25 protein-coding genes are annotated in these 25,651 nt (G+C 42.5%); 7 read left to right on the top strand and 18 right to left on the bottom strand.

Annotation, left to right across the window (positions count from 1 at the left end):
- The first annotated feature begins 1 nt into the window (after position 1).
- The gene (locus ACFOJ8_RS05300; RefSeq protein WP_380652487.1) at positions 2-757 is read left to right on the top strand and encodes a DUF6414 family protein; all 756 of its coding nucleotides are present in this window, start codon (positions 2-4) and stop codon (positions 755-757) included.
- A 39-nt stretch (positions 758-796) separates the two neighbouring features.
- Here the strand turns inward: ACFOJ8_RS05300 and ACFOJ8_RS05305 are convergent, their stop codons facing one another.
- The 3 genes from ACFOJ8_RS05305 to ACFOJ8_RS05315 form a co-directional block, all read right to left on the bottom strand.
- On the bottom strand, positions 797-1,681 hold the full coding sequence (locus ACFOJ8_RS05305) for a YsnF/AvaK domain-containing protein (protein WP_380652484.1): 885 nt from the start codon (positions 1,679-1,681) through the stop codon (positions 797-799).
- A 502-nt stretch (positions 1,682-2,183) separates the two neighbouring features.
- On the bottom strand, positions 2,184-2,402 hold the full coding sequence (locus ACFOJ8_RS05310) for a hypothetical protein (protein WP_380652481.1): 219 nt from the start codon (positions 2,400-2,402) through the stop codon (positions 2,184-2,186).
- A 122-nt stretch (positions 2,403-2,524) separates the two neighbouring features.
- Positions 2,525-2,947 carry a hypothetical protein gene (locus ACFOJ8_RS05315; RefSeq protein WP_380652478.1) on the bottom strand — a complete coding sequence of 141 codons (423 nt, stop codon included), beginning with the start codon at positions 2,945-2,947 and terminating at the stop codon, positions 2,525-2,527.
- Positions 2,948-3,094: 147 nt separating this feature from the next.
- Between ACFOJ8_RS05315 and ACFOJ8_RS05320 the strand changes: the two genes are divergently transcribed.
- Complete coding sequence (locus ACFOJ8_RS05320; RefSeq protein WP_380652475.1) at positions 3,095-3,964, top strand: patatin-like phospholipase family protein; 870 nt, start codon at positions 3,095-3,097, stop codon at positions 3,962-3,964.
- A gap of 198 nt (positions 3,965-4,162) precedes the next feature.
- On the opposite strand, the gene ACFOJ8_RS05325 is transcribed toward ACFOJ8_RS05320, so the two are convergent.
- Both ACFOJ8_RS05325 and ACFOJ8_RS05330 read right to left on the bottom strand, forming a co-directional pair.
- Positions 4,163-5,779, bottom strand: coding sequence for a sulfatase family protein (locus tag ACFOJ8_RS05325; protein ID WP_380652472.1), 1,617 nt, complete (start codon positions 5,777-5,779; stop codon positions 4,163-4,165).
- A gap of 93 nt (positions 5,780-5,872) precedes the next feature.
- Positions 5,873-7,252 (bottom strand): glycoside-pentoside-hexuronide (GPH):cation symporter, encoded by a 1,380-nt coding sequence (locus ACFOJ8_RS05330; RefSeq protein ID WP_380652469.1) that lies wholly within the window; start codon positions 7,250-7,252, stop codon positions 5,873-5,875.
- Between the two features lie 446 nt (positions 7,253-7,698).
- On the opposite strand from ACFOJ8_RS05330, the gene ACFOJ8_RS05335 reads away from it, so the two are divergent.
- On the top strand, positions 7,699-8,511 hold the full coding sequence (locus tag ACFOJ8_RS05335; protein WP_380652466.1) for an alpha/beta fold hydrolase: 813 nt from the start codon (positions 7,699-7,701) through the stop codon (positions 8,509-8,511).
- A gap of 51 nt (positions 8,512-8,562) precedes the next feature.
- Here the strand turns inward: ACFOJ8_RS05335 and ACFOJ8_RS05340 are convergent, their stop codons facing one another.
- The 4 genes from ACFOJ8_RS05340 to ACFOJ8_RS05355 form a co-directional block, all read right to left on the bottom strand.
- Positions 8,563-9,912: a M20/M25/M40 family metallo-hydrolase gene (locus ACFOJ8_RS05340; protein WP_380652463.1), complete on the bottom strand. Its 1,350-nt coding sequence runs from the start codon at positions 9,910-9,912 to the stop codon at positions 8,563-8,565.
- A 17-nt stretch (positions 9,913-9,929) separates the two neighbouring features.
- Entirely contained in the window at positions 9,930-11,348 is a 1,419-nt protein-coding gene (locus ACFOJ8_RS05345) for a hypothetical protein (RefSeq protein ID WP_380652460.1), read from the bottom strand.
- A 168-nt stretch (positions 11,349-11,516) separates the two neighbouring features.
- Entirely contained in the window at positions 11,517-12,254 is a 738-nt protein-coding gene (locus tag ACFOJ8_RS05350; protein ID WP_380652457.1) for an SDR family oxidoreductase, read from the bottom strand.
- A 109-nt stretch (positions 12,255-12,363) separates the two neighbouring features.
- Positions 12,364-13,629: an acyl-CoA thioesterase/bile acid-CoA:amino acid N-acyltransferase family protein gene (locus ACFOJ8_RS05355; RefSeq protein ID WP_380652454.1), complete on the bottom strand. Its 1,266-nt coding sequence runs from the start codon at positions 13,627-13,629 to the stop codon at positions 12,364-12,366.
- 110 nt (positions 13,630-13,739) lie between these two features.
- On the opposite strand from ACFOJ8_RS05355, the gene ACFOJ8_RS05360 reads away from it, so the two are divergent.
- Positions 13,740-14,153, top strand: coding sequence for an NUDIX hydrolase (locus tag ACFOJ8_RS05360; protein WP_380652451.1), 414 nt, complete (start codon positions 13,740-13,742; stop codon positions 14,151-14,153).
- Positions 14,154-14,172: 19 nt separating this feature from the next.
- Here ACFOJ8_RS05360 and ACFOJ8_RS05365 read toward each other — a convergent pair whose 3' ends face one another.
- The 3 genes from ACFOJ8_RS05365 to ACFOJ8_RS05375 all read right to left on the bottom strand — a co-directional run bounded on the left by ACFOJ8_RS05365 (position 14,173) and on the right by ACFOJ8_RS05375 (position 17,481).
- A complete protein-coding gene (locus ACFOJ8_RS05365; RefSeq protein WP_380652448.1) occupies positions 14,173-14,679 on the bottom strand; it encodes a GNAT family N-acetyltransferase in 507 nt (168 codons plus the stop codon).
- Positions 14,672-15,523: a phosphotransferase gene (locus ACFOJ8_RS05370; RefSeq protein ID WP_380652445.1), complete on the bottom strand. Its 852-nt coding sequence runs from the start codon at positions 15,521-15,523 to the stop codon at positions 14,672-14,674. Before ACFOJ8_RS05370 ends, ACFOJ8_RS05365 begins: the two co-directional genes overlap by 8 nt.
- 143 nt (positions 15,524-15,666) lie before the next feature.
- A complete protein-coding gene (locus tag ACFOJ8_RS05375; protein ID WP_380652442.1) occupies positions 15,667-17,481 on the bottom strand; it encodes a metallophosphoesterase in 1,815 nt (604 codons plus the stop codon).
- A 214-nt stretch (positions 17,482-17,695) separates the two neighbouring features.
- Here ACFOJ8_RS05375 and ACFOJ8_RS05380 point away from each other — a divergent pair, with 214 nt between their 5' ends.
- A complete protein-coding gene (locus ACFOJ8_RS05380) occupies positions 17,696-18,337 on the top strand; it encodes a phosphoribulokinase (RefSeq protein WP_380652439.1) in 642 nt (213 codons plus the stop codon).
- Between the two features lie 13 nt (positions 18,338-18,350).
- Here the strand turns inward: ACFOJ8_RS05380 and ACFOJ8_RS05385 are convergent, their stop codons facing one another.
- Positions 18,351-19,148, bottom strand: coding sequence for a hypothetical protein (locus tag ACFOJ8_RS05385; protein ID WP_380652436.1), 798 nt, complete (start codon positions 19,146-19,148; stop codon positions 18,351-18,353).
- Positions 19,149-19,243: 95 nt separating this feature from the next.
- Positions 19,244-20,011, bottom strand: a complete 768-nt coding sequence (locus ACFOJ8_RS05390; protein ID WP_380652433.1) for a CHAD domain-containing protein — start codon at positions 20,009-20,011, stop codon at positions 19,244-19,246.
- Positions 20,012-20,248: 237 nt separating this feature from the next.
- On the opposite strand from ACFOJ8_RS05390, the gene ACFOJ8_RS05395 reads away from it, so the two are divergent.
- Positions 20,249-21,346 (top strand): glycerol dehydrogenase, encoded by a 1,098-nt coding sequence (locus tag ACFOJ8_RS05395; RefSeq protein WP_380652430.1) that lies wholly within the window; start codon positions 20,249-20,251, stop codon positions 21,344-21,346.
- A gap of 68 nt (positions 21,347-21,414) precedes the next feature.
- Here ACFOJ8_RS05395 and ACFOJ8_RS05400 read toward each other — a convergent pair whose 3' ends face one another.
- A complete protein-coding gene (locus ACFOJ8_RS05400; protein ID WP_380652427.1) occupies positions 21,415-22,992 on the bottom strand; it encodes a glutathione ABC transporter substrate-binding protein in 1,578 nt (525 codons plus the stop codon).
- A gap of 177 nt (positions 22,993-23,169) precedes the next feature.
- Here ACFOJ8_RS05400 and ACFOJ8_RS05405 point away from each other — a divergent pair, with 177 nt between their 5' ends.
- Entirely contained in the window at positions 23,170-24,300 is a 1,131-nt protein-coding gene (locus tag ACFOJ8_RS05405; protein ID WP_380652424.1) for an NADH-dependent flavin oxidoreductase, read from the top strand.
- A 69-nt stretch (positions 24,301-24,369) separates the two neighbouring features.
- Here the strand turns inward: ACFOJ8_RS05405 and ACFOJ8_RS05410 are convergent, their stop codons facing one another.
- The 3 genes from ACFOJ8_RS05410 to ACFOJ8_RS05420 form a co-directional block, all read right to left on the bottom strand.
- Complete coding sequence (locus ACFOJ8_RS05410; RefSeq protein ID WP_380659890.1) at positions 24,370-24,531, bottom strand: hypothetical protein; 162 nt, start codon at positions 24,529-24,531, stop codon at positions 24,370-24,372.
- A gap of 138 nt (positions 24,532-24,669) precedes the next feature.
- On the bottom strand, positions 24,670-24,975 hold the full coding sequence (locus ACFOJ8_RS05415; protein WP_380652421.1) for a hypothetical protein: 306 nt from the start codon (positions 24,973-24,975) through the stop codon (positions 24,670-24,672).
- Entirely contained in the window at positions 24,944-25,129 is a 186-nt protein-coding gene (locus ACFOJ8_RS05420) for a hypothetical protein (protein WP_380652418.1), read from the bottom strand. The genes ACFOJ8_RS05415 and ACFOJ8_RS05420 overlap by 32 nt, the downstream gene beginning before the upstream one ends.
- Positions 25,130-25,651 lie beyond the last annotated feature (522 nt).

Below are 25,651 nucleotides of genomic sequence, written 5' to 3' on the forward strand. Positions count from 1 at the left end.
TATGTTCTATAACCTGCTTTACTTCAACGAAAATCTGTATGATACCTACTATGCATTTGCCAGCGCTGGCCAGGCCGTGGAATTCAAGGAGATTGAATCGCAGACGGATAAAGGCGCACAACTGGGATTTGACAGCACACAATTTGGATTAGGAAAGTCCTCTGTCATAAAGGGTGAAATTATAAATAACGCCCCTTCCAAACTGATCAGCTTGGAGAAGAGCCTCACACACCATGACTATTTTGTCGATTTTGAAATGGGAGATCCGTATAAGCAGATCGAAGATCTAAGCAGAAGAATGATCTTTCGCGCGACCCTACCGCTCAAGATACACGAAGCTTTTGATATGTATGAAGTCAAACAACTGATGCAGACTCAGCTGATCGATGCAGGCCTGATGGGGCTAGATTCTGACGATGCCGATCTTTTCAACATGGTATTCGACTTCGATAAGGTGAAGTTGCCAGTCTACAATAATGATCTGGAAACACTCATATTCAGTAAAATCCATAAGGATTGCATAATGGTCGAAGAAAATGAACTGGATGAACTGAAAGAAGACAATATCGTGCTCGCTAAAGTGAAAAGGACTTATGATAGTCCGGTCACTTTATTTGATCCTCTTAAGGATTTTATAAATCTCGACAGCAATGCACGAAGAATAATTGAAAATGGTGTCGGCAGCCATAAACAACTTCAATCCATTGTCATGCCGATGGATGCGATAGAAGTGGAAATCATCGCAATCTACAGCTAAAAACTCCCGACGCTAGCGTCGGGAGCTTAATCGTTCTTATTATATTCTATCGTCTCTTCTGTTATTTCCTGTCGTTTCGTCAATATCAACGTCTTCACGACGGACATCTTCAGAGACGTGTTCTTTATCCTGAACTCTTTCTTTATTGACGACGACTTCTTCAGAAACGACGCTCTCTTTATCTACATTGACTTTCTCTTCATGAACCGGCACTCTGATTGATTCATCGCCTTCGATGAAAGCAGAATCGTCAGTTGGCCGCTTATCATCGACCGGGCGTCTTTCCACAGTTACTTCATCGCGTTCTACTGGCACATCAAATTCCTGATGGTCAGTTTCGACGTGCTTATCAATATTGACTTCGCCTGTTTTGACGTTTTCTTTATCAACATTAAGCCGCTCTTCACGCAATTCTAATGTTTCATCGTCCGTTGTGGTGTTGCGATTCCGATCCGTTGCAGCATAAGCGCCAGTTGTTCCTGCAGCTGCTCCTTCAGACACACCAGTCGCATCGCCAAATGAATTGTCAACGACATCTCTGTCACGGTTAGTGGCAGCCAAGTCATCAGTCGTTCTCGCTCTTGTACCTTCTGGGGCGTCAGTAACTTCGCCATTTACATAAAGTACAATTTTATTTTCGTTCAGTGCTTGTCTGAACTCCTCTTCTTCTCCTGGCGTCATGTTGGAATCATTGACAGGTTGATTACGTGTATCTTCTCCTGTAAAGAAGGAAACGACCTTATCCCATGGGCTACCCTCGGAACTCTTGATGTTCACATCTGAATAATCCCCGAATGCGCCGCCCATGTCCAAGTCACGATTCGCTACGATTGTAATACTGCTTTCACTCACGCCCTGCGCTTTTAGCTGATCTACTCTGTCTCTGACTTCTCTTTCGTCGATAAATGTTTCCATTTTTCTCATGATTAGTCCTCCAATTATCAGATTCTGCTGATCGTTTTTTTAGTCTACCGGATTAGAATATCTTTATTCCAACCTGTCGGTTAGTTGATATTTACCCTTGTTACACACCGACAAACATATGCAGATATCATCTTTGATAACAGGAACGTACCCGTGTCTTTACATAATCATAAAAAGAGGGCCAAAAGCCATACAAGCTATAAGCGATAACAATAGCAGGATTGGAATCAAAGCAACGACTATAGTAAATATGTCCAAGTAAGTGCATAGTCATAAAGCGTCAAGCATAATACTATATAAATTGGAAAAGAAACACGTATCAATATTCTCATAATATAGAACAAACTGTTGATACTATGGAGAATTATATGGCAGCTTCGGGATCAATACTAAGACACCTGCGTCTGTCAAAGCAGACGCAGGTGTCTCATTTCATTAGTGAATAGTAGAGGACTTGATTTTACAATAAATCAACGGACAATCGGTTACTTGGATTCTCCGGCTATTTTCTTCGTTGCTTATATGACTTGTTGAAAAAGTCATACTTGAGTATATTGTCGAACAAAATTCTGATCAGTAGCACTGGCAGTATGATAATGAGTGGTATGAAGACGAGGTTCACTGAAGAAATCCATTCATAGAGTACAGTCCGGATGAGTGTAAATGAAATAATCACCCATATCAGTCCAAGAAGTATGGACGTTTTATTAATTTCACGCACACTGGTTCCTCCTTTTTCAGGTTTTCACTCTCATCATATCATCAATTACGACCTAACAGTGTACAACCTTACGGCCACTTCCACATTAACTCCATAGTCTCATCTATGAACTTTAAATACACCTAGTCTTCGTTCTTTTTGTAGGCTTTATTAAAGAAATCATACTTGAGTACTTGGTTGAATACATAACGTATCAAGTACACCGGTATAACAACAACAAACAAAATAAAAATCGAATTGCCTCCATTGAACCATTCCTCGAATCGGGTAAATATGAGAGTAAGTGAAGTGAGCATCCACGTTAACTCAAATAGCCAAGATGTCTTATTCATTTCCTCTACACCTTTACTAAAAAAGTCATATCTAATTATACCGTCGAATATTAGTTTTATCAGAAATATTGGTATTAACACAATCGACAACCAAATAATCGGATACGTGCCATCGTACCAGTCCGAGAATTGAGTCGTTATGACTATTACGGACACAACCGCCCAAATCAAACCGAGTAGTATGACCGTTTTATTCGTTTCCTTGATATACATCTCCTCCTTAAAATTCTATTTATTTACAGTATATATGACTTTTCTATATGGGTTCAATGCATAAGAAGTATACAGACTTATTTACTTCCTCATCATCTGTTAGAATGCTATATATACATTAAACTTGAAGAAATTGAAGGTGTAGTTATGACAAATGCAGGATTAGTACTTGAAGGTGGCGGCATGCGAGGGCTCTATACGGCAGGTGTATTGGAGTATTTTATGAGCAAAGATCTCTACTTCCCGTATGTCATTGGAGTCTCGGCAGGTGCATGCATGGGAGCATCGTACCTTGCACGTCAACGCGGGCGTAACAGGAAAGTCAATCTCGACTTTGTGCAGGATAAACGATATCTTTCATTTTCCAACTATATTAAAAAACGTGAAGTATTCGGTATGGACTTTATCTTCGATGAAATACCAAACAAGCTCGTGCCATTTGATGTGAAGACGCTGATGAATGGCGCTGAGGAATTTGTTATCGGAACGACGGACTGTGAGTCCGGGGAGCCAGTTTACTTTAAAAAGAGCGATTATGATGAGAGGACGATTGCCAGACTACTTCGTGCATCGAGTTCGTTGCCTTTTGTCGCATCGAGCGTCGAATACAGTGGACAGCACCTTCTGGACGGCGGCATTGCCGACCCGATTCCAATTAGAAAGGCCGAAGCTGATGGTTTCGAACTTAATATTGTAGTCTTGACTAAACCGCGTGGCTACTTCAAGAAACCGGGAAAAATGTCGAAAATAATCAAGTATAAAAATCATCCAGTTATCAATGAGAAGCTAGCCACACGCTATAGAGTTTATAACGAAACCTTGCATTATATTACCCGCCAGGAGAAAGCCGGTAAGACATTTGTTATCAGTCCGAGCAAAACCATCAAAGTGGGCCGGGCTGAGAAGAACAAAGAGCGACTGGAAAGTCTCTATGAACTCGGCTGGAATGATGCGAAGATTAAACATGAAGAGATGAAAGCGTTCCTCAGCAAGGCAGAAAAACAATACAGTCATTAGATGAATTTAAGAAGTACAATCATTATAGTTTTAAGTCATTCATTGCAACTCTTGGCACTCATTGATTAAAATTTCGTTTTTCCAAACTAGACATCATTTTAAAAAAACAGTAGCCCGATGCAACTATTCTTTCGTTGCACCGGGCTACCATTTTCAGAAGTTCAATTTAACGTGAGGATTCCAAGTGGTATTCGTGTCTCAATTCACGAAGAAAGATGCAGTTACTTCTTTACTGTCTTGAAAACCAATTCGAACTGCTTTTACCCTAATATTATTCTCGCCTTTATTCAGTCTTATTGGTCCATTATAGACTTTCCAGCCACCTTCTCCAATTGCATATATCAACGAAGCGCCTTGTGTCGCGCTGTATAGCATGATTGCTGTTGGCTGATCGAAGTTGCCTTCTATCATAGGTTCAATACCTGACAATTGAGTGTTAACAGGAATTACAAGAGGATCTACCGTCTTTGGCTGAATCCCTCCCGGCCACATCTTTTGGGCCATTTCTTTCTCAGAAATCTCTCCAAATCTATCGTACTCCGTCATCCAGTTATCAAGCGTTTCACGCAGACTTTCTAATTCTGTTACGTATTGGCTATTATTTGCTAAATTATCTATTTCATATGGATCGTTTTCACAATCATAAAGTTCCTCAGGTGGGCGGGTGGTTCGAGTGAACAGCTTCTGACTGCCTTCCAACTGGTTCGATAGATTAAGTCTCCATAATTCCTTCCAAGCTGGATGGGCGTGACAAAACGGATTCCATTCCATATAAGCTTTTTCAGGATGGTAATTTCGAATATACTTATATTTTTTATCACGAACCGCACGTACTCTATCCCAAGATTCGCCATTGCGATCACGGGTTGCAAACACATGCTCCCTTCTCTTTACGTCTTCTCCTATGAACGGCTGACCTTGCATATGATAAGGTATTGGAATCCCTGCTAGAGAAAGAACAGTAGGTCCTAAATCAATTAGACTGACCATTTGATCACTCATCTGACCTTGATCCAGTACACCTGGCCAACTAACGATAAGCGGTATCCTTATCCCCCCATCGTAAGGCCAGCGCTTCGACCGTGGTAATCCCTCTCCGTGATCGCTCCATATGATAACAATAGTGTTGTCTTCCAAACCATCCTCTTTCAGCTCTTCAAGCAGTTGACCTACAATTTTATCTGATTCTGCTATGTTGTCATATTGTCTTGCTATCGAAACCCTTGTCTTTGGCGTATCTGGCAGATAAGGGGGGACCTCCACTTCATCAGGATCGGTCATCAATTCCCCTCGGTTACTTGGCATTACCAAGTCCTCGTCATCGAACATAAAGCTCTCATGTGTTCCCATAGGATTAAACACCGAGAAGAAGGGTTGTCCTTCCTCTCTGTTACGCCAGTGAGCCGTGTTACTGGAGTCATCCCATGCAGAGAGAGGGGCTTCGAACTGATAATCCGTTTTAAAATTGTTAGTACAGTAGTACCCATCCATACGTAGATATTCAGTGAAAGTCTTTACATATGTCGGAGGGACCACTGTATAAGGTGTTGGTATTTCTGGTGCATGTGGATTATCGTGTGTGGTGCGCATTTGATGGGCGCCCATGAATGTCGGATACATTCCAGTAATAATAGACGCTCGACTGGGCGCACAGACTCCGGAAGTTGAAAATGCATTTGTGAAAGTCGTTCCCTGTTTTGCTATTTTATCCAAATTCGGTGTTTGGGCTAATGAATCTCCGTAGCAACCAAATCGTGGGCTTGTGTCTTCTAGGCTAATCCACAGAATATTGGGTTTATTTTTTGCTTTGTCCATAACTATTTACTTTGACATCCTTTCAGACTATAAGATGATATTGACTACAAATAGAACTCGTACGATCCTAAATACGCTAATGTACAACTAATTTTATTCTGTTGCTGCCCGCAGCGCTCTCTTTCTTTCTTTAAGTTCCGTGATAATCTGCTTATGGAATTGGTTATCAAGTTTGTAAAATTTAAGCGCGATGATTGTGAATATATGTCCACCTATTGGGAGCAATGCATAGATGATAACAATCGACTGCAAAGTCTCAGGCGACTGCACTTGATTGGCGACATATCCTGACACGCCAAGTAGAACTCCACCTAACAATCCACCTAGAGCAGTTCCCAATTTATTGATGAAAGTGAGACTCGAAGTCACCACACCGTCACCACGTACACCTGTTTTCCACTCTGCATAATCTACACAATCAGGTAGCATTGCCCAAGCAATATTGCCAGTAAAAGGTCCAAGTGCAGTAGTCAATACCGCCGCTGCAAAGATGATCCAAATGAACTCGTAGGGTGTAAATAATATAACGAGTAGCGGCAAAATTGCTAAAATACTTCCATATAGGAAAACATTTCTTTTACCTATTTTTCGAGCCAGATAAGGGAGTGAAATAAACGCCAGAACTGTAAACGGTATTGCCACTAAACTCTGTAATGGGAACAAGTCAGCTCTGCCCAAATTGTATGTGAAGTAATAAAGGGCTATGGCGCCCACCGCAGAAGTTGCGATTAAATTTGTACACATCGCGATCATTATCATTAATAGCGGTTTGTTTTTACCGATTAAAGAAATTTGTTCTTTTAAGCTGAACTGGGGTTTCAGATTTTGATCGTCATGCTTCGCGCTAACATCGTGTCTTTTGGCACTACTCGCACATACCCAAAAGCTGATAGTAAGTGTAATCCCTAGAATGATAGATGTTGTTGTCCAACCTTGTTGTCCACCACCAAAAATCGCTACCATCGGTAAGACCATAACATTAATAATCAAGGTCGCTGGCACAGACATGAACGTTTTTGCCGTTGCAATAGTTGTTCTCTGATTACCGTCTTCACTCAGTACAGGTGTCAAAGAATGATAAGGAATATTTACTACTGTTGAAATTAAAGAGTAGAGAATATAGATTACGTAAATATATGTAACTTGCATATTAGACGACATATCCGGGACATTGAATAAAGCAATCGTGACTATACCAAGAACAGGGGCACCAAAAATGACATACGGTCTAAACTTACCAAATTTTGATCGCGTTTGATCGGCGATCATGCCCATCATGGGATCAGTAACTGCATCGATGATACGAGCGATGAGGAACAGTCCACCGACAGCGATCGGTGATATTCCTACAACATCTGTAAGATAAAACATCAAATAAGCAAGTATCAGCAGAAATGGTATATTAGAACCAAGTCCCCCGAAAGCATATCTGATTATCTCACTCTTAGTTGACATTCTAATGTTTTCTTCCAAATGGATCACCCCACGAGTTGATTTTTAATTGAGAACGAACTGCCGGACTACAGAAATTGTTTCAAGCTTTTTACCTGGTTCATAAATGTTTCCATTAGATAAACAATCCACTGTACTAAATTTATGTGGAAAAAGCATACGAGTAGATCGAATTACTGATTCAATATTTAATATTGTAAGCGATTTCTTAATATTATTTTGGTACTAAAAACCCATTGCTGGTATGTAATTAATGTTTTTTAAATTTTCTCATTTATTTCTCAAAAAAGTTTATCTAAGTAAGATAAGTGACTATCTCTTCTCAATCTAGCACCAAGAAAATTTTAGACCTGCGTAAAACTCTACTACGTTGCTAATTATTATTCCGAATTCGGAATGTTTATATTTCGGTTTTCGGGGAAGAAGTATTTCGTAATATCTATCGATACTCCAAGGAGGAAGTTCTTATGACACATCAGATTGAAACTAAAAACGGAAATAAAATCCATGTTGAAGATTATGGTAGCGGGCAACCCGTTGTATTCTTGCACGGCTGGCCAGCAAACAACAGGATGTTCGAAGCACAGGCACTTTCAGTCGTCGAGAATGGCTACCGCTATATTGGTCTCGACTATAAAGGTTACGGCGGATCAGACATCACTGCAGACGGCTACAGCTACGGAGAAATCGCAGATGATATCCAGCAAGTCGTCAAGACACTTGGCCTTAAAGACATCGTTGTCGTCGGTTTCTCAGTCGGCGGACCGATCGCATTGAAATATGCTTCCAAATACAACAGTGACAACTTAAGCAAACTGATTCTCATCTCCCCTGCGGCACCAAGCTTCGTCCAACAAGAGGGGTATGCATACGGCATGAAGAAAGAGGAAGTGGATGAGCTAATCCAAGGACTCAAACAGGATCGTCCGAAAGCATTGGATGAATTTGGTCAGAATTTCTTCTCTTCCAACGTTGAGAATTCTGAAGAATTTCAGACTTACTTCCACGGACTGGTCTCCACATCCTCACTTATTGCGACAGTGAAACTGGCGGAGTCTCTAAGGGATGAGGATCTCAGGGAAGAAGTCAAAGGGCTTGACCTTCCAGTCTTTGGCATCCATGGTAAAGAAGACGCTGTTTGCCCAATCGAGTTCTCAGATGTATTAGCAGAAACGCTGCCAAGCTATACACTGCACAAAGTGGATGATGCAGGACACGCCATCTTTCATGAGAAACAAGACGAAGTTAACCAGCTGATCAATGACATTCTAAAAAAATAAATCAAACACTAACCCCTGTAATGGATATCACTCCACTACAGGGGCTCTGTTTTACATATCAATATCTTTCACAACATCAATCACGCGGCACGTTGTTTCTATGCCATTATAGAAGTTTTCCACCATAATATTCTCATTAGGAGAATGATTCGCTTCATCTACATTAGCATATGGGACAAGTACGGAAGGCACACCGAGCACCTTGGTCCAAATAGCATCGGGCAGACTGCCACCCAAGCTTGGCTGGATGAACGCTTCCTTGCCGAATGATGTTTCAGCTGCCTGACGGATCGGTTCGATGAATGGCATATCAGCCGAGGTGCGGGAGGGCGACATCTTGCCGAACTGCTTCACTGTAACATTCGGAGCATGCTTTTTCACATGTGCCTTCAGTAGTCCAAATATTTTATCCGGGTCTTGGTTCATGACCAGACGCATGTCGATCTTCACCTTTGCATCCTTCGGAACAATCGTTTTCGCCCCTTCTCCGCTGTATCCACTCGTAAACCCTGCGATATTAAACGTCGGTTCGAAACAGAGTTTACGGTAATACTCGGCTTTAGTCATGCTTATGTCTTCATGACCGACATTACGTCTCACTTCCTCAAGGTCGAACGGCAATTTTTCAAGCAATGCCATCTCCTGATCTGTCGGTGGAAAAACGTCATCGTAAAAACCTTCTATCAGTACGTTACCCTCGGCATCGCGCATGGTATTCAAAAGATCTATGAGCTTCCATGCGGGGTTAGGCACAATGTTACCTTTGTTTCCGGAATGGTTATCAAATGCTGCTTCTGTTAGTTCAAGCTCTATATACATGATGCCACGGACCCCAAGTAGTACGTATGGATGGTTGTCCGGAAGCATTGGACCGTCGGATGCATAGACGAGATCCGCCTTAAGCTTATCACGATGGGTATCAACGAAATCGGCAAGATTCACACTGCCGATTTCCTCTTCCCCTTCGATTAGAAACTTGACGTTTACAGGTAATGTACCTTTGGCTTCCAGATACGTCTCGATTGCTAGGATTTGTGCCATCATCTGACCTTTATTATCCCCAGCTCCCCGTGCATAAATCCGTCCATCGCGTATCGTTGGTTCAAATGGCGGACTATCCCATGCTTCTAGCGGGTCCGGCGGCTGAACATCGTAATGTCCATAGATCAGTATGGTCGGTACGTCGTCCGACACATGATATTCACCATAAACGACTGGATGGGTTGCGGTCTCCATCAGCTCCACATGATGCATGCCAGCAGTGCTGAGCTTGCCAGCCACAAGCTCAGCACACTCGCGAATTCCATCATCCTGCGCACTAATGCTCTTCTGCCTGAGCATTTCAAACAGTTCTTCAAGGTATGCGTCTCTATTTTGTTCAATAATCGTCCTATAGTCCATAAATTCACCCATCTTTTTTATTCTTCAAGTGGTTCGTCTGAAAGTTCTTCAAAGCTCTTAATCTGAATCCCGGAGACATCATCCAAATCAAATTGGTATAGTACACTGCTATTTCGTTTTCCGTCCGCTGATCCGTCAGAATACACACGTTCTACGACCATTTCTTGGGTTCCTTCATCCATATCATTGAAACGGTCATCATCCACATTGACGAGATGATTTTCTTGGTCAGCATAGTCTCCGCTTTCCTTATTAGCGAGGATGGCATCATAAGCTTCACTTTCCGGTCTTACGTAATAGAGTGCGTCCCCACTTTCCTCATTGTAAAACTGTAGCAGGTCATACACGTAATGCTTTAAGTAGTTTTCGTAGTTTTTCGATACCATCGATCCGGCTGCACGGACTTGGTAATTGATTTTTTCTCGAGACTCGTCTATTTTTGCAGGATAGCTCTTTGCTTCTGTTGCTTCGGGTAGCGTATCATTGGCAACATACTGGTCGTAAGCATCTCTGACATCTTCAATAGAATCAAGTTCACATGTCCTGATAAAATTGATGACGCACTCCCTAGCATGTGGTGAAGCAGTGTTAGCAGGCCCGTAAACTTCGTTTACTTCCTCTTCGTACTCGATATTCTCTTCAAGTACTTCACGGCTTTCAATATCACCAAGCTGGATTTTTCCATTCGCTCCTGTGTCGTTATCTGAGGTATCGTATGATACACGTTCACGTTCGATGCCGTTTGAAGAAGCATGGGAATAGATACGCTCAACAACTCTGGAACTTGGCCCACCACTGCCTTCTGCAGGCATCATTTCGATGTCATACAGCTTGTAGTCGGCGAAATCGCCTGACTCCTTATTTTCAACAATAGATTGGTACAGAGGGCTATCTTCTTTAAGATAATCGAGCACCGCTTCATCTTCACCATTATAATAGTTTTCGAGCTCCATACTATAATATTTTATTGTATCGTCCACTGAGGAAGGTGGATATCGATCCTCAGGGTAAGTGTTGTGTTCAATCTGATTGTGCATGACTACATGGGCTCCCAAAACTTCCTCAAGGAATGTATCGCTCATTTCCATTTTTCCAAATACACCTTCATCGACCAAGCGCTGGAAAGCTGCTTTTTGCTCCTCTAGCGGCACGCCATCACAATCCCCCAAATTACTGATGATACAACGTTCTGCTGCAACATTAATCTCTTCTGAGTCATCTTGTTCCGAAGCATTTTCTGAGGAATCTGCTGATTCGCTGCTGGAATCTTCCTCCGTTGTGGTGTCTTCCATTGAGTCCTCGGTTGATGTTTCTGAATCGTCTGCAGTGCTTTCGGCTGAATCTCCTGCATTTGAAGCATCATCTGCTTCCTCTTCTGCACTTTGACAGCCAATAAGTAGCATTAAACTAAATAAAACAAATAAGTATTTGCGCATCATATTCCCTCCCGTAGAGTGTTATTGCAAAGGAAAGTACTCTAAATCTTCCTCTACTTTCCTCTCTAAATACCCACGGTATATATTGGTTACTCAAGATTAGTAGATTTGATATAAATCCCCAGATATGCCGCCGATTTTCACAGTCATTATGTCCGTTTTACTTGCCTAGTGCCTGAAGCCACCTTCGCTGTCAATCACTTGGCCTACGACCCATTTTCCTTCCTCACTGTGAAGAAAAAGCAACAGGTTCGCTACATCCTCTGCAGTCCCCCATCGTTTTGAATGGAACTGTTCTGCAATTTCCTGATATAGCGCACTTCCCTTTTCTATGTACCCCGTGTCAGTGGGTCCTGGATTCACTGCATTGACCCTAATATTATCTGCTGCCATCGCATGAGACGACTGCATTGCCAGATTCGCAATAGCCGCTTTTGAAACAGCGTACGGAATTTCGTCTGTCATTGGTCCGAGACTCTGACCTGAGGAAAAGAGCGTAATGCATCCGATATTCGAGTTAAACTGCTTATGGAATGCCTGTATGAGGAGCATGCTCGCTGTAACATTGGTGACCATATGATTGTTGATTTCTTCAAACGACCATTCACCTATTTCTCCATGGGTACTGTAGGCATGGCAAAGAATAAGATGATCGATTGATTCATGTTGCCCCAGTTCATCAATCAATTCACTAATACCTGTTTCATTGGACAGGTCGGAGTCCTTTAGCCTTGTGATTTCACTTAGCGACGACACCTCCCCAGCGTCCGGGTATTGCATGTGCCTATCGTATTCTGAATGGCCATGGATAAGCACCTCATAGCCTGATTCTTTAAATTTACGTGCCAGAGTGCTGCCGATTCCCTGTGGCCGACTGACGCCTGTAATTAGTATTCGTTTTCTCATCCGCATATTCTCCTTCAATTCACTTATTTCACATTAACTTTAGGTATGTTTACTAGAGAGGATTGATAAAACAACTTATTAATAGAGCGATATTTAGGATCTATACTACTCATTTATTATGTACAATAAGAAAATTTAAAATCTTTTCTAGGGACTGTTTGCTCGCCTCAGCATTTATTTTCTTGGACCCACCAAAATTCATAGTCATTTTGCCAACCTTCATATTCACATTCGCTGGCAGCTGATTAAAACTATAGGGAAAAGAGATAAAATGACCACCTTCTTCATAAATTAAATATTCATCTCTCGAATCTAATCTCCGATCTTGTATGCTTTCTGCATGAAATTTTGATGGCCAAAGTTGGTCGCTCCCTCCAGCAATTACAAGAAGTGGGCAAGAGATGTTGCGTACTTCTATACGACTTTCAATGGCCGCTTCAGCATCCATCGACTTCTCCCACACATCTAGAAATTTAAACGGCTGTTTCATTATCCAACCTTTCATAGATTTTAATACCATTCCCACTGAGAATCTCATTTTGAGAAAAGGTAAAGGTTCACCCTCATGCACCCACCCAGTAACTGGTGTGAACATGCCATTTTTCATTCCTGATGTAATATGGCTAGAGGGTGCACCAGCAATGATAGAAGTGTAACCATCATATTTTTCACCTAGAAGTAGTACCAGTTCAGCCCCTTTTGAGTAACCAATCAAGTTGATCTTACCGTTGCATTGCTCATGGTATTTGAGAAACACTGTAGCATCTTTAAAGTATTCCAATTCTATGTACTCGAGGTTTGATTTAAGTCCTGTATCATTAAAATAAGATAGTGAGAGAACTAAATAGCCTTTTGAAGCAAGATAAGACGATGCATGTGCTTCATTCCCTCCATCGGATCCACTCAGTATGATGACAGCAGGATACTTCCCTTCTCCCACCGGCCCATACAAACTTCCAGTAATTCCGCTCTGAGTTATATCCAGCATCCTTACATTACTAGCCATAAATTTTATTGAGATATTTTTAGAGTCTACAATCTCTCCCTTATGTTTTACATAGAACTCTAAGGAGAGATCACAGTCTGTTTTTTTTACGAAATAATCATCTTCGCCTGTATCCTTAAGAATCATTGACCATATCAAACCTGCCGCATCAGCTCTATCGTATGTGCCTTCAAACGGTATGTCCAAAGCGAGATCTACAACCCCAGAATCTTTGGTAAAAAATGAGGCATAGGAATGGAACAGCTTGTTTTCTTCGTCATACATTTCTGCACTGACGTGAATTATATCGCTAGGTGTACAATCTATTACTTTTAAATCTAACGGTTGGTCAATGATGAAATCATCTTGTTTCGTAATTATTCTCGGCATAATCAGTCTCCTTTACATTTTTGTATAACTTCGTATAAAATAACTAAAAATTACAACATTTTAGCTATAATTATACACAAATAAAGTCTAAAACAGAAAGAGGTACTAAGATGACATTTACACCACCTAAGCACATTGTGTCTGCTGCTACCATTGTACTTAATGATAATGGAGAGATACTTCTTCTCTATGGGCCGAGAAGAGGCTGGGAAATGCTTGGCGGTCAAGTGGAGGAAGGCGAGTCGCTGACCGCAGCGGCTATCCGAGAAACGAAGGAGGAGACAGGTATCGATGTCGAAATCATCAAATTCTGCGGCATCTACCAGAACGTTGAGAGATCCATATGTAACACTCTATTCCTCGCCAAACCAGTCGGGGGATTGCCAACGACTTCACCTGAAAGTCTCGATGTTCGTTACTTCACCGTTGAAGAGGCACTTTCCATGGTAGAACACAACAACTTCCGTGAGCGCATCGTACACTGTCTAGATGAAACGACACACCCATTCTTTGTAGAGCTCTAAAACCGTCAGACTACTTCCTTCAAATCGTTCGAACGTATTCGAACACAATATCATTTGGTTCGTTTTTAATATTATTAGAAACAATTTTTTCCACATACATAAATCGTCGTGCCTCGTAGAACGGGATGCCTTTCATATTGTCTTTCTGGACCGTTACATATTGACTTTTGGCACCAAAATTTTTCTGTTGCTGAGTGATTGCTTCTAAAATTTTGCTTCCAATCCCTTCGTTACGTCTTGTAGGGTCGAGGTAGAGGACATAAAGGCGTGTTTCTCCTTCGGCTATCATACCGCCACCCCCAGCACCAACAACCTCACCTCTATCTAAGGCAACGAAGTAACCTCCCCATTCTTTCGTTGGATTCCCTACTTCGTTGCTAACTCTTTCTTTGTTATAGTATTTATTGCATCTCTCTTCAATAAGAGACTCCGATAATACACCGTTCGAAACATCCTGATAGCCACTTCTGCAGACTTCTATAATTCCCAACACATGCGATAAATTGGCCAATTTCACTTCAATCATCTACATCACTCCAAGCTCGATATGGATTATTCTTTGAAAGCTCTACTTCCTTCGAAAACAGACTTATCTCCTTTAAAATCTCAATCATCCGTTCTTCGCCAACCAAGTCATTGACCGCCAAATATAAGGCGCCTCTGTACTTCCATCGATAGCGCATTTTCATCAATCTACTATAGGCACTTGGATCGCTTGGGCCGTATCCTCTTAGTAACTGATGAATATTCGCTTCATTTAGATCAAGCGATTCTACGATTGCTGCAAGATCAAAAAAACAATCGCTAAGCATAGTTTCACCAAAATCGATGAAGTAGAAATCCTCATCATTTAAGAGAATGTTCCAAAACCCAAGATCACCGTGAATTATCGATTCAGTATTGTCTTCCACTTCGGGCATCTTGATTCCTGTGATTACTTCTTGTATTTTTTTATTCTCGAGATTTTCAATCATATGGCATTCATTGAATCGATCATTGACGTTTGTCAATTCAATACTACATAGTTTACGATGCATGCGTCGAACATTTTTACCAAGTGCGAAATAGTCAATGATACAGTGTCCAAGCCGCTCTGCTAATACATATTCCATTAAAATATAATAACTATCTTCCCACCTAAAGCAGAGTGATCCGTCGAGTGTTTTTATCGGCTTAGGCGTCATGTTAATAAGCGATAATGCATCTAGGCATAAGAATTCATTGTGTGCTAGATCAATCGTTGCATGGGATTTTAGTACATATTGACGTCTAGCATTTGTTATCTTGATTGTATTTGAAGTTTGACCACCTTCCATAGGCTGAGTAGAGTCGACTTTGATTCCATATAAGATTTCAACTGGAATGTTCATACTACCTCCTTATTTTCTAAAGCCATAATATCATCATATTTTTAAAATATTATGTTTTCAATAATATCATTTTAAGCGGTGTACGAATAAAAATAGACCCCCCGAAGCTGATATCAACTTCGGGGGGCTATCTTTATTGGAAGCTACTCTGCAGATTTGTAGATACCGAACTCATCGATCAATTCGACTGTACGCTCTTCACCAAGATGGAGATCACCACTTACTTGATACATACGCACAACCATTTCATTGCCCACGAATTCATACACTGCGAAGTTCTGATAGGAAGAGTCGCGGTTATTAGAATGAGAATCTTCAAATGCGTCTGTTTCCTGCGGCTGGTAACCGAAAGCGAAAAGACTGTTGTAGTAGTCGATATCCCCTTGTGTCATCCAGTCAAGGTTGGGTCTAACTTCATGTAGGTGGTCGACACCTTTTTCAAAGACGTTGTCGTACTCCTTCGTCCCACCTGTATTCGGCAGAATGTAAGTTGTACCTTCAGGATTATCGAGATACTCTACCCCATTCTCCCCGTAAAATGTACTTACTTCTTCTACTGCACCGTTTGAGAAGTTTTCTTCCGTCGGGATATGCGTCAATGAATGCGTTCTTGAGATGACGTGGTCATGACCTTGGAGAGCCACATCAATATCCAGTTCGTCGATCAATGCTGTCAGTTCTTCCCTGACGAGCTGAACATCTTCATCCTGCAAGGAGTGGTAGGATTTCGAATAGAGTGGCTTATGGTAGTTCAATACGATCCATTCCGCTCCAGCTTCTCTTGCCTGCTCTACATCTTCACGAATCCAATCCATTTGCGCCTGACCGATTGCTTTGCCTTCAGGATTGTCATCAGATTCCTTATTGTCGTTTGTATTCAATGTTACAAAGTGGACACCGTTATAGTCGTAAGAGTAGTAAGAACCCCCTGAAATCGCATCGTTAGTTACAGGCACGTTCACATGCTCGTTGAACTTTTCTACAAACGGATCATCGCCATAATTTAGCGCATATTCATCGTGGTTGCCTGGCGCAACCGCCATGGCAGTCTGCATAAAGGATGAACGGGAACGCTCATAAAGGTCGATCCACTCATCTTCTATTTCTGCGATTTCGACCACATCACCAGTATGCATGACGAAGTCTGCATCTTCTGCTGTTGCGAGTGCATGTGCGAGGGTATCCGCACCGAATGCCGCTTCGTTACGTACATTTTCATTCCAAAACGCATTCTGAGTATCTGTGTAGTGGATGAAACTGAACGCTTCCCCAGCTTCTCCAGAAGTCTTGAACTGACCAACTTCACTTACGTGATCCGCTTCGCTGCCTACTTTATAGTAGTAGGTTTTGTTCGGTTCAAGGTCAACCGCTTTGGCCTTATAGGAATACTCAGTAACATCGATCAATTCGATATGGCCGTAGTCACCGGACATCCAGTCATCCCCGTGGGCTTGTGCATCTGTATAGTAGCCGTTGATGACCGGGTCGCCGTTCTCATCTTCCATTGGCTCCCCTTCTTCGTCTTCCGCTACTTCACCGAAGATGTAGTTGCCATGCTGGTCACGTTCACCGTAACTTGATGTCACTTCAGTCGCTTCTGCTTCGAATGCCATCGCATCGTCGAAGTTGCCGGATTCTGACACCCAAATCATCGGGCTGTCAGCAAGTTCAGTAGTATACCAATTGAAACCCATCTCGCTTGTTGTGTCCCCGTTGATTGTCGTGATGATTCTGTTAGGCATGTTATTGACTCCGATTTCTGCTACCGCCGGCTTCTCGTCAGTAAGGACCGGGTTGAACGTTTCCTCTGCCACCGGGTCGGAACCAGGGCTACTGCCGCCCCCTCCGCTTGCATGGGCAATCGGGCCGATGAGTGTAGATGCAATAAGGGCGACAACGAAACTTATGACGACACTCATTACGAGAACGCGCTTGTCAGGAAACTGTTTGAAAACCATTCTTAAGATACCCTCCTATATTCTTCACTAGAATGTATTACACATACAATTATAGAAGAGGAATGTTAACTGCATCTTAAGGTTGTGTTAGGATGTCTTTACATTAAGAATTCACTCTTTACTTGCCGTTAACAAAGTTCTAAAACCTCTACCGTGCTTTAAATTAATATAAAGATATTACTGTAATACACTTTCGACCCATAGAGGTGATGATATGAATCAACTGATTAAAAACATACTTTTATTCATTGAAAATAGAGAAGATACTACTATAAGAATATGTGGTCACGGCGCATCGGGAAAGACAACCTTTGCCGAAAAGTTGTGTGCGCATTTCACAGATGTCCCACATAACCTACTCAGTACCGACCCGTACATCATTCCGAGCCACTACCGTCAATACACATTTACAAACGATTCCCGAGAAGATTCAGACAGATTCAACCCGGTTACCGCATGCATGGCGGCTGCAGACGAACTGAGTAGCCTGGAACGGGATATTAGGATGCTAAAAGAAGGAATAAACTTCTTGACCATAGATGTGCCATGGCAACCTGCTCACAGGATGTATCAAGATAGAAAGATTCATATCGTCGAGGGAATGTCAGCCACATTTCTGCCGCCCTCCCTATTCGATCTGTCAGTCTATATCTATACTGATTCCGATACGGAACTCAACAGAAGACTGTATCGTGATGTGGAACTCAGAGGAAAAGATAGGCAACTTCTTTTGGACAGTCATACTTTCAGACGCAGACAGTATGATCTACACATGCATGAGGAAAGAAAGCACTTTGACGTGGTCATAGACGATTCAAACAGCGCATTCAATATCATCAAGAGTCCATTTCACTAATGTGCGCACCTGCCTATCTTTTAGTAAGTACTACTTTCGGCACCCACTCGACAGTTACAACTTCTCCTGCTTCGAACGCAGTTGTAAATTCCGTCGTGCCACCGTACGCCGAACTCCCCAAAGCAAAACGGGATGTCTCATAGTCTTTGATCGTATTGACTTTCAAATAGCCGAGGGTCTCGGTCTCTTGAAGGCTGATGTCATAAATACCGGCTGGAAAATCTTCTCCCACTACCCATTGGCCAGGTGTCAGTTCAGAGACCTCAGTTGTTTCATAGGGTACGAATTCAACATCATCGATGCCTGAAATTTCAACTTCGTCTCCTTCGTCTAGAAATAGCACAACCTCACTGGATCTCGATCGATTGCTATCTGATGCTTCTATCATGGTTGCACTCACAGAAAGTCGTTCGTCTGCATCATAAACGAAAAGGTTACCGTAGCCCTCTGTAGATGTTGCGCGGTACCGGCCACGCTGAATATCTTCACCGACAACGAACGTTCCTTCGCCAAGAGTCACCGGTTCCCCCTCATTCATTAGATGGCTGTAGTCCAGTGTTTCAACTTCGGAAGTATCAGTATCTGATTCTTCCGAAGTTTCTTCTGATAAACCTGCTTCAGTATCTTCCACCGTCTCGCTGACGTCCGGCGATGATGGTACTGATGAATCCGCCGCATCTTCAGTATCGTCACGCTCCAAAGCAAAAAGCTCATTGATGCCATTGGCCATCGTATCGAATGGGTTACTGCATCCTGTGAGAAACATAGTTGTAAGTACGATTGTTGATACACCGGTAAGCTTCTTTCCCATATACATCCCTCTTCGAATTTATTATTTTCCCAAATTGATACAATAAAGCCCGTCCCACTCTGTGATGGCGACGGGGGCAGTGGTCAATTGTCTACTCAATCTAGATTCTTCTGCATATCACTCATTTTCATGAAAGTCTCTCTCAGTTGCTTGTCGTCGACTTTTTTAGCATAGGCAGCAAGCATTTCTTCGTTGACATGTGCATCAGTGAGCTTGCCGAATGCTTCTTGGATCCTTTTGGCATCCTTCGCGATACCCTTATGCTTCATGGAAGCAAGTTTCCCGAGATACCTCGCAGAATATCTGAGCTTTTTGGCCGCTTTTCTTATATCATGCACCGCTTCATAATCACTTTGGTCCACATTCTGATAATCCTTCTTAAGCTTTTTGTGTTTTTTCTGCAGATGCTCTGTAATGAAATCGTTCCAGTCGGCATTGGTGTTGAATATCAATTCATTCAAATCCGTTTCTACTGTATCGATTGTCTTTAGAGTATTATCAGCCTCGACAAGTGTCCGCTCCATCTCTTCCCCGCGTTCTTGGTGGAGGTATCTGAACATTTTTTGATAGTGATCACTCGCCTCAGGATGCTTTCCGGCAATGTGGGTGCACAGATCAATGAGAACATCCAGTTCACGCAAAGGCCCATAGACTTTTGCCACAGTCTTCAACGCTTCATTCAGCTTTTTATATTTCTCCTCTTCGATTGTAGGTTTTAAGAAACTCAGCAGACTCCTCAGCTTTCTTGCATTCACACGCATCGCATGCGCAGTTTTTGGATGGTACGGGTTATTCACGTAGTCCACATATGACTGTTTTAATCGACGCACACGCTTTGAGAGCACATCCTGCACTGTTTCCATCTTCTACACCTCATTTGTTATTGCCCCTTGCCCCGGGGCGTATGGGCATTCCTACCCTATATATACCTTATCAAGACAAATTCCACAACCAAACGTGAGTTAAAGACATGAAAATATATTAAAAATTTTCTTATCATGTACTTCACAAAATTGTCTTAATTGAACTTAACAAAGTGTGTTTAACATGCTTAATTTAGGAAAGATATGGAATGAATCTAATTTACGGAGGGTATTCAAATGTCAAAATTCATATTTCAGTCCCCAAGTAAGTATATTCAAGGGCAAGGCGTCCTTGAGAGCCTCGGTCAAGAAACTAAGAAACTCGCACAGAAGCCGCTCTTGATATCGGATGATATGGTATGGTCCATCACCGGTGAAACGATTGAAGCAAGCTTTAAAGAATCAGATGTTGAATATGCCTATGAAGCTTTTAACGGAGAAGCATCCGAAAAGGAAATCGACCGCTTGAGCGATACGGGGAAAGAAAACAATGTGGATATCGTCATCGGTGTTGGTGGCGGTAAAACATTGGATACGTCAAAAGCGATTGCGGATAACCTAGATGTACCAGTCATCATCGTACCGACGACCGCATCGACCGATGCACCGACGAGCTCCCTTTCTGTCATCTATTCAGACGAAGGTGAATTTACAGGTTATCGTTTTTATGATAAAAACCCGGATCTCATCCTCGTTGATTCAAAAGTAGTCGTCAACGCACCACTCAATCTTTTCGCTTCCGGAATGAGTGACGCAATGGCAACACTCGTCGAAGCACGCGCCACGCTGCGTACAAAAGGTGAAACGATGGTTGGTGGTCAACCGACGCTCGCTTCAATTGCCATCGCAGAAAAATGTGAAGAGACACTATTCAAACATGGCCACGCAGCATATAAAGCTGCTGCGAAAGGGCTAGTAACGCCACAAGTGGAAGCAGTCATCGAAGCCAACACACTCCTTTCTGGACTCGGCTTTGAAAATGGTGGTCTTGCGGCGGCCCATGCCATCCACAACGGATTCACGACACTATCTGGTGATATCCACCATCTATCCCACGGTGAGAAAGTCACTTACGGTACACTTGTCCAGCTACTGCTTGAGAACAGCTCTGATGAAGTCATGGAAAAATATATCCGCTTCTACCAAGCAATCGGCATGCCAACGACACTCAAGGAGATGCATCTTGAAGATACAAGCTATGAAGACCTAGTCAAAGTCGGAGAGCTCGCAATTGATCCAAACGACACGCTCGGTAATTTGAGCGATAAAGTCACGGCAGAAGACGTCGCAAATGCTATTTTGGCAGTCAGTGAACTGAGCCAGAAGCACTCATAGTCAGAAGTACCTACAGCCAGATAATACTATGTAGACTAAAAAGGATGCCCCGTGGGGCATCCTTTTCTCTATTCTCTATGCACATCTTTTAAAAAGTGGAAACTGGCCGGGTGCTGGCCATATCCTTCGATATCCTCGCGGAGACCTGTAAGCAGTGAGGGATGATAGATCGGAATGATCGGAGATTCATCAAGCAGGATTTGCTGAGCGTCTCCATACAATGCCAGTCTTTCATCCATGTCTGTTTCGGAACGTGCTGCGTCAAGCAGTGAATCCACTTCACTGTTATTGTATCTCGAACGGTTACCTGAGGTGCCGATGTTCGAAGAATGGAAGAGAGCATAGAGCCCGTAGTCGGCATCCAGTGTCACCGTCCCCCATCCACCGATGAACATTTCGTGATCACCGCCGCCGACGTAGTCGAGGAATGCACCGGAATCGAGCTGGTAGATTTCAAGATTGATGTTCAAATCGGCAAGTGCTTCCTGGATATAGGCGGCCATGTCTGCTGCGGTACGATCCATGACTGTAATCTCTGCTGTGAATCCATCGCCGTACCCATTATCTTCGAGCAGCTGCCTAGCTGCTTCTGTGTCATATTCGAGCCTATCCAGATCATCACTATACCCAAAGACCGCTGGTGAGAGTGGTGTATCCGCCACTTCCGCCTTACCTTCAAGCATTTCATCGATGATTGCCTGCTTGTCGATGGCTTTAGCGATGGCTGTTCTGACGACTGGATCATCGAATGGTGCCTTTTCAGTGTTGAAACCGACGTATTCCATGCGGACACTCTCAGTTTCATTCATTTTTGTATCTGCATTCTCTTCAATTTGTGCGAAGTCGTTCGGATTGACCGGATAAATGAGATCGGTCGTCTCGGTCATCAGTTCTGCGATGCGTGCCGAATCTTCAGGTACGGCCTTGAATGTGAACGTCTCTGCTTGAGCGGGTGTGCCCCAGTAGTCTGCGTTACGCGATAGCGTCACATATTCACCTTCTGCGAGTGTTTCGAAAGTATACGGTCCTGTACCAGCTGGATTGCGGTGGACTTCAGTCAGCAGTTCGCCGCCATCCTCGTACTGTTCATAATCCGCCTCAATAACTGCTGGACTGATCATGCTACCGGCAGGATGTGCCAGATGCGATGGCAGTGCAGCGAAAGGATTGATTGTCTTGATATGTACTGTATAGTCATCAACGACTTCAACAGAATCGATCAGCTCGAACAAGAAAGCGACAGGAGCACCCACTTCTGCATCCCTCACGCGATCAAGATTTGTTTTAACCGCTTCTGCATTGAAATCTGTGCCATCGTGGAAAGTGACCCCTTCCCTCAACTTGAATTCCCACGTCAGATCATCAATCTGCTCATAAGATTCAGCGAGTCCAGGTTCAATATCAAGGTCTGGTGTAAACTCAACTAGGCGATCGTATATATTAACATTCACGTGGTTCGATGACTGGTCGTTTGCTGCATGTGGATCGAGTGAATTGGGAGTTGCCAGGACACTCATCGTCAAATCTTCTCCACTACCTGTCTCTGTTTCTTCTTCTACAGCTTCTTCCACTTCACTGTCATTTGTACAGGCAGAGAGTAGCAGTATAAAAAGGAAAGTAAACAATGGTACCAAGTATTTTTTCATAATTCTCCTCCATCTATCAGTTTAGCCACTTTCCATAGTAACATACTCGGAATAGGGGGGTGGAGAGAAAATATTAAATGCGCGCGATATATCAGTCAGCAAAATTGATTCTCGGTAAAGTAGATTGGTATAGTATGTATTCGGATATGATTACAGCACAAACAGGAGGCTCCTATAATGAATACCAAGTATGCACCACTATTTGAAAGCGTTCAGCTGCCGAACGGTGTTGAACTGAAAAATAAATTTGTACTCGCTCCACTGACCCATGTTTCTTCAAACGACGATGGCACACCCACGGATGCAGAAATTGAGTATATGCGTAAAAAATCTGACGGTGTCGGTCTTGCATTGACCGCAGCAACGAACGTAACGGACCTTGGCAAAGCATTCCCGGGCCAGCCGTCCATCGTTCGTGACTCGGATATTGAAGAGCAACGAAAAATTGCCGATGCCATGAAGGAAAATGGCGCTAAGGCAATCATGCAAATCCACCATGGGGGCGTCCAAGCGCTCCCGTCTCAGACAGCCACTGGCGAATCTGCCGGCCCGAGCGCCATTACCATGCAGAGCTTTGGTGAACCGGAACCCCACGATGCACGAGAACTGACGCTGGATGAAATCGAAGAAACGATTAAAGCATTCGGGGAAGCAACACGCAGAGCGATTGAAGCCGGGTTTGACGGTGTTGAGATCCATGGTGCAAACCATTACGTCGTTCACCAGTTCATCTCCCCCTACTTCAATAAACGTACGGACAAATGGGGCGAAGACCGCTACCTCTTCGCCATGCAAGTTGTGGATGAAGTAGTCAAAACGGCCAAGAAACATGGCAACCCCGATTTCATTATCGGCTATAGATTCTCACCGGAAGAAAGCGAATCACCTGGCATTCGTATGGAAATCACTGAAGCGTTGATTGGCAAACTCGTTGAGAAGCCGCTCGACTACTTACATGTCTCGCTATTTGACATACATTCCACGACACGTGAAGGCAAATACGAAGGTACAGAGCGTATTGAACTCCTCCACAAATGGATTGGCGGTCGTATGCCACTGATCGGTATTGGCTCCATTTTCACACCGGAACAGGCACTGGAAGCACTCGAGGCTGGTAATGTCGACCTGCTCGGACTTGGTCGCGCCCTGCTTCTTGATTCAGATTTCATCAACAAGATCGAAGCTGGCAGAGAAGACAAGATTACCAACGTATTCGATCCAGAACGTACAGATAAGCACGAACTGACTGAACCTCTATGGGAACAGTTCTATAAAGGATTCTACCCAGTACCACGTAAAGACCAATAAAACAAAACGCCTGGCATTGACTTCGAATCAATGTCAGGCGTTTTTATATACCGAGTACTTGCTGAAATACTAATTTTCTTGCGCTACTTTAATCCACTGTTCTAGAGCATGAAGTGCTTTAATATCAGTACTCTTTAGCTTTTCTCTCAAATACGAGAAGTCTATGTCATCAAACCTTGTAGCAATCAAATAGATACCGTAGTTTTCATTATCAGCTCGTTCATAATCCAAGACCCTGTCATATAAAATACTTTCTATTGATTGGACAAGAACGTATTTATCACCAGGTAGATTAATTTTTATTGTTTTATCATAATCTGGGGGATCAAGAGTGTCATCTACAATATCTATGGCGACATCTAATCTTTCCTATATAAAAATTTGTTCTTCATGAACGAACCCAATTTCACTTAATATCTCTTTTGTTTTTCCTGATGCAGAAGTTAAAAAATCTATATCATGAGTCGTATATTTACTCTCCGTAAAAATTTCTAAAGATAATCCACCTACTATGATGGGTAAGTCACCTTCGTTCACTTCTTCTGACATGAGTCTTGTTATAATTGCAGAAACTTCAAGCATTTTATCAGATAGGCTTGAATCGGAAGAAATACTATTCATATCGATTCGCGCTTGCTCTATATTATAAGTCATTTTCTTTTTTTCGCATTTCATCTAATATTCTTTGCTTTTCGGGATTACGGCGTGGTCTATCAAAATTGCGATCACCAGGCATGAAATCTGGACTGACTCTTCTGATAGCACGAACAGCATCTTTTCTTTTTTCTCTATTCTTTTTTCGTACATCCGATAGCGTCAATGTTTTCATTATGATCCCCCTTTTACTGTTCATCGTTTACCATTCGTCCATTCTCGTTTATTTCTCATTATAGTAATTATACATTTTTTCGTTGGAGAATGAAATTTAGTAAATCAGATTAAAATTTGCCGATGTTGCGATGGTATTGAGCAAAAAGAATTAGATATTAAATCCATTGACTAGTAATTGTAATAGATTATCCACAATTATCTCTATATTGACTCTTTAGAAAGTCCTTACAATATTTACTCTCACGAAGTGTTTAAATATCAATAATAGTAAATACTTAGGGGGTTCTACCTGATTTTCTATACAATACAGGAATACAAAAACCTTAATATTGACTACAAACAACCATTAAGAGATTGTAACTGCTCATTGCTCAAAGAATTCTAGCTTTCCCCTGTAAAATGACTACTACGAGGCTTACTGATATTAACAATATGAAGAGTGCGCTGTCCTAATGCGCATCTTCCGGAAAGAATAATATAATACAAAAATTCATTACAATTAGCGCAATAGACTCTTTAC

It is taken from the genome of Salinicoccus sesuvii, from assembly GCF_042648145.1.
Lineage (GTDB): Bacteria > Bacillota > Bacilli > Staphylococcales > Salinicoccaceae > Salinicoccus > Salinicoccus sesuvii.

Coding starts and splice junctions, on each gene's coding strand:
- ACFOJ8_RS05315 (WP_380652478.1), bottom strand. CDS start 2,947: ATGTATATCAAGGAAACGAATAAAACGGTCATACTACTCGGTTTGATT.
- ACFOJ8_RS05385 (WP_380652436.1), bottom strand. CDS start 19,148: ATGGGAAAGAAGCTTACCGGTGTATCAACAATCGTACTTACAACTATG.
- ACFOJ8_RS05325 (WP_380652472.1), bottom strand. CDS start 5,779: ATGGACAAAGCAAAAAATAAACCCAATATTCTGTGGATTAGCCTAGAA.
- ACFOJ8_RS05350 (WP_380652457.1), bottom strand. CDS start 12,254: ATGAGAAAACGAATACTAATTACAGGCGTCAGTCGGCCACAGGGAATC.
- ACFOJ8_RS05405 (WP_380652424.1), top strand. CDS start 23,170: ATGAATACCAAGTATGCACCACTATTTGAAAGCGTTCAGCTGCCGAAC.
- ACFOJ8_RS05380 (WP_380652439.1), top strand. CDS start 17,696: ATGAATCAACTGATTAAAAACATACTTTTATTCATTGAAAATAGAGAA.
- ACFOJ8_RS05370 (WP_380652445.1), bottom strand. CDS start 15,523: ATGAACATTCCAGTTGAAATCTTATATGGAATCAAAGTCGACTCTACT.
- ACFOJ8_RS05340 (WP_380652463.1), bottom strand. CDS start 9,912: ATGGACTATAGGACGATTATTGAACAAAATAGAGACGCATACCTTGAA.
- ACFOJ8_RS05360 (WP_380652451.1), top strand. CDS start 13,740: ATGACATTTACACCACCTAAGCACATTGTGTCTGCTGCTACCATTGTA.
- ACFOJ8_RS05365 (WP_380652448.1), bottom strand. CDS start 14,679: ATGATTGAAGTGAAATTGGCCAATTTATCGCATGTGTTGGGAATTATA.
- ACFOJ8_RS05305 (WP_380652484.1), bottom strand. CDS start 1,681: ATGAGAAAAATGGAAACATTTATCGACGAAAGAGAAGTCAGAGACAGA.
- ACFOJ8_RS05375 (WP_380652442.1), bottom strand. CDS start 17,481: ATGGTTTTCAAACAGTTTCCTGACAAGCGCGTTCTCGTAATGAGTGTC.
- ACFOJ8_RS05420 (WP_380652418.1), bottom strand. CDS start 25,129: ATGAAAACATTGACGCTATCGGATGTACGAAAAAAGAATAGAGAAAAA.
- ACFOJ8_RS05415 (WP_380652421.1), bottom strand. CDS start 24,975: ATGAAATGCGAAAAAAAGAAAATGACTTATAATATAGAGCAAGCGCGA.
- ACFOJ8_RS05390 (WP_380652433.1), bottom strand. CDS start 20,011: ATGGAAACAGTGCAGGATGTGCTCTCAAAGCGTGTGCGTCGATTAAAA.
- ACFOJ8_RS05320 (WP_380652475.1), top strand. CDS start 3,095: ATGACAAATGCAGGATTAGTACTTGAAGGTGGCGGCATGCGAGGGCTC.
- ACFOJ8_RS05300 (WP_380652487.1), top strand. CDS start 2: ATGTTCTATAACCTGCTTTACTTCAACGAAAATCTGTATGATACCTAC.
- ACFOJ8_RS05355 (WP_380652454.1), bottom strand. CDS start 13,629: ATGCCGAGAATAATTACGAAACAAGATGATTTCATCATTGACCAACCG.
- ACFOJ8_RS05345 (WP_380652460.1), bottom strand. CDS start 11,348: ATGCGCAAATACTTATTTGTTTTATTTAGTTTAATGCTACTTATTGGC.
- ACFOJ8_RS05400 (WP_380652427.1), bottom strand. CDS start 22,992: ATGAAAAAATACTTGGTACCATTGTTTACTTTCCTTTTTATACTGCTA.
- ACFOJ8_RS05335 (WP_380652466.1), top strand. CDS start 7,699: ATGACACATCAGATTGAAACTAAAAACGGAAATAAAATCCATGTTGAA.
- ACFOJ8_RS05395 (WP_380652430.1), top strand. CDS start 20,249: ATGTCAAAATTCATATTTCAGTCCCCAAGTAAGTATATTCAAGGGCAA.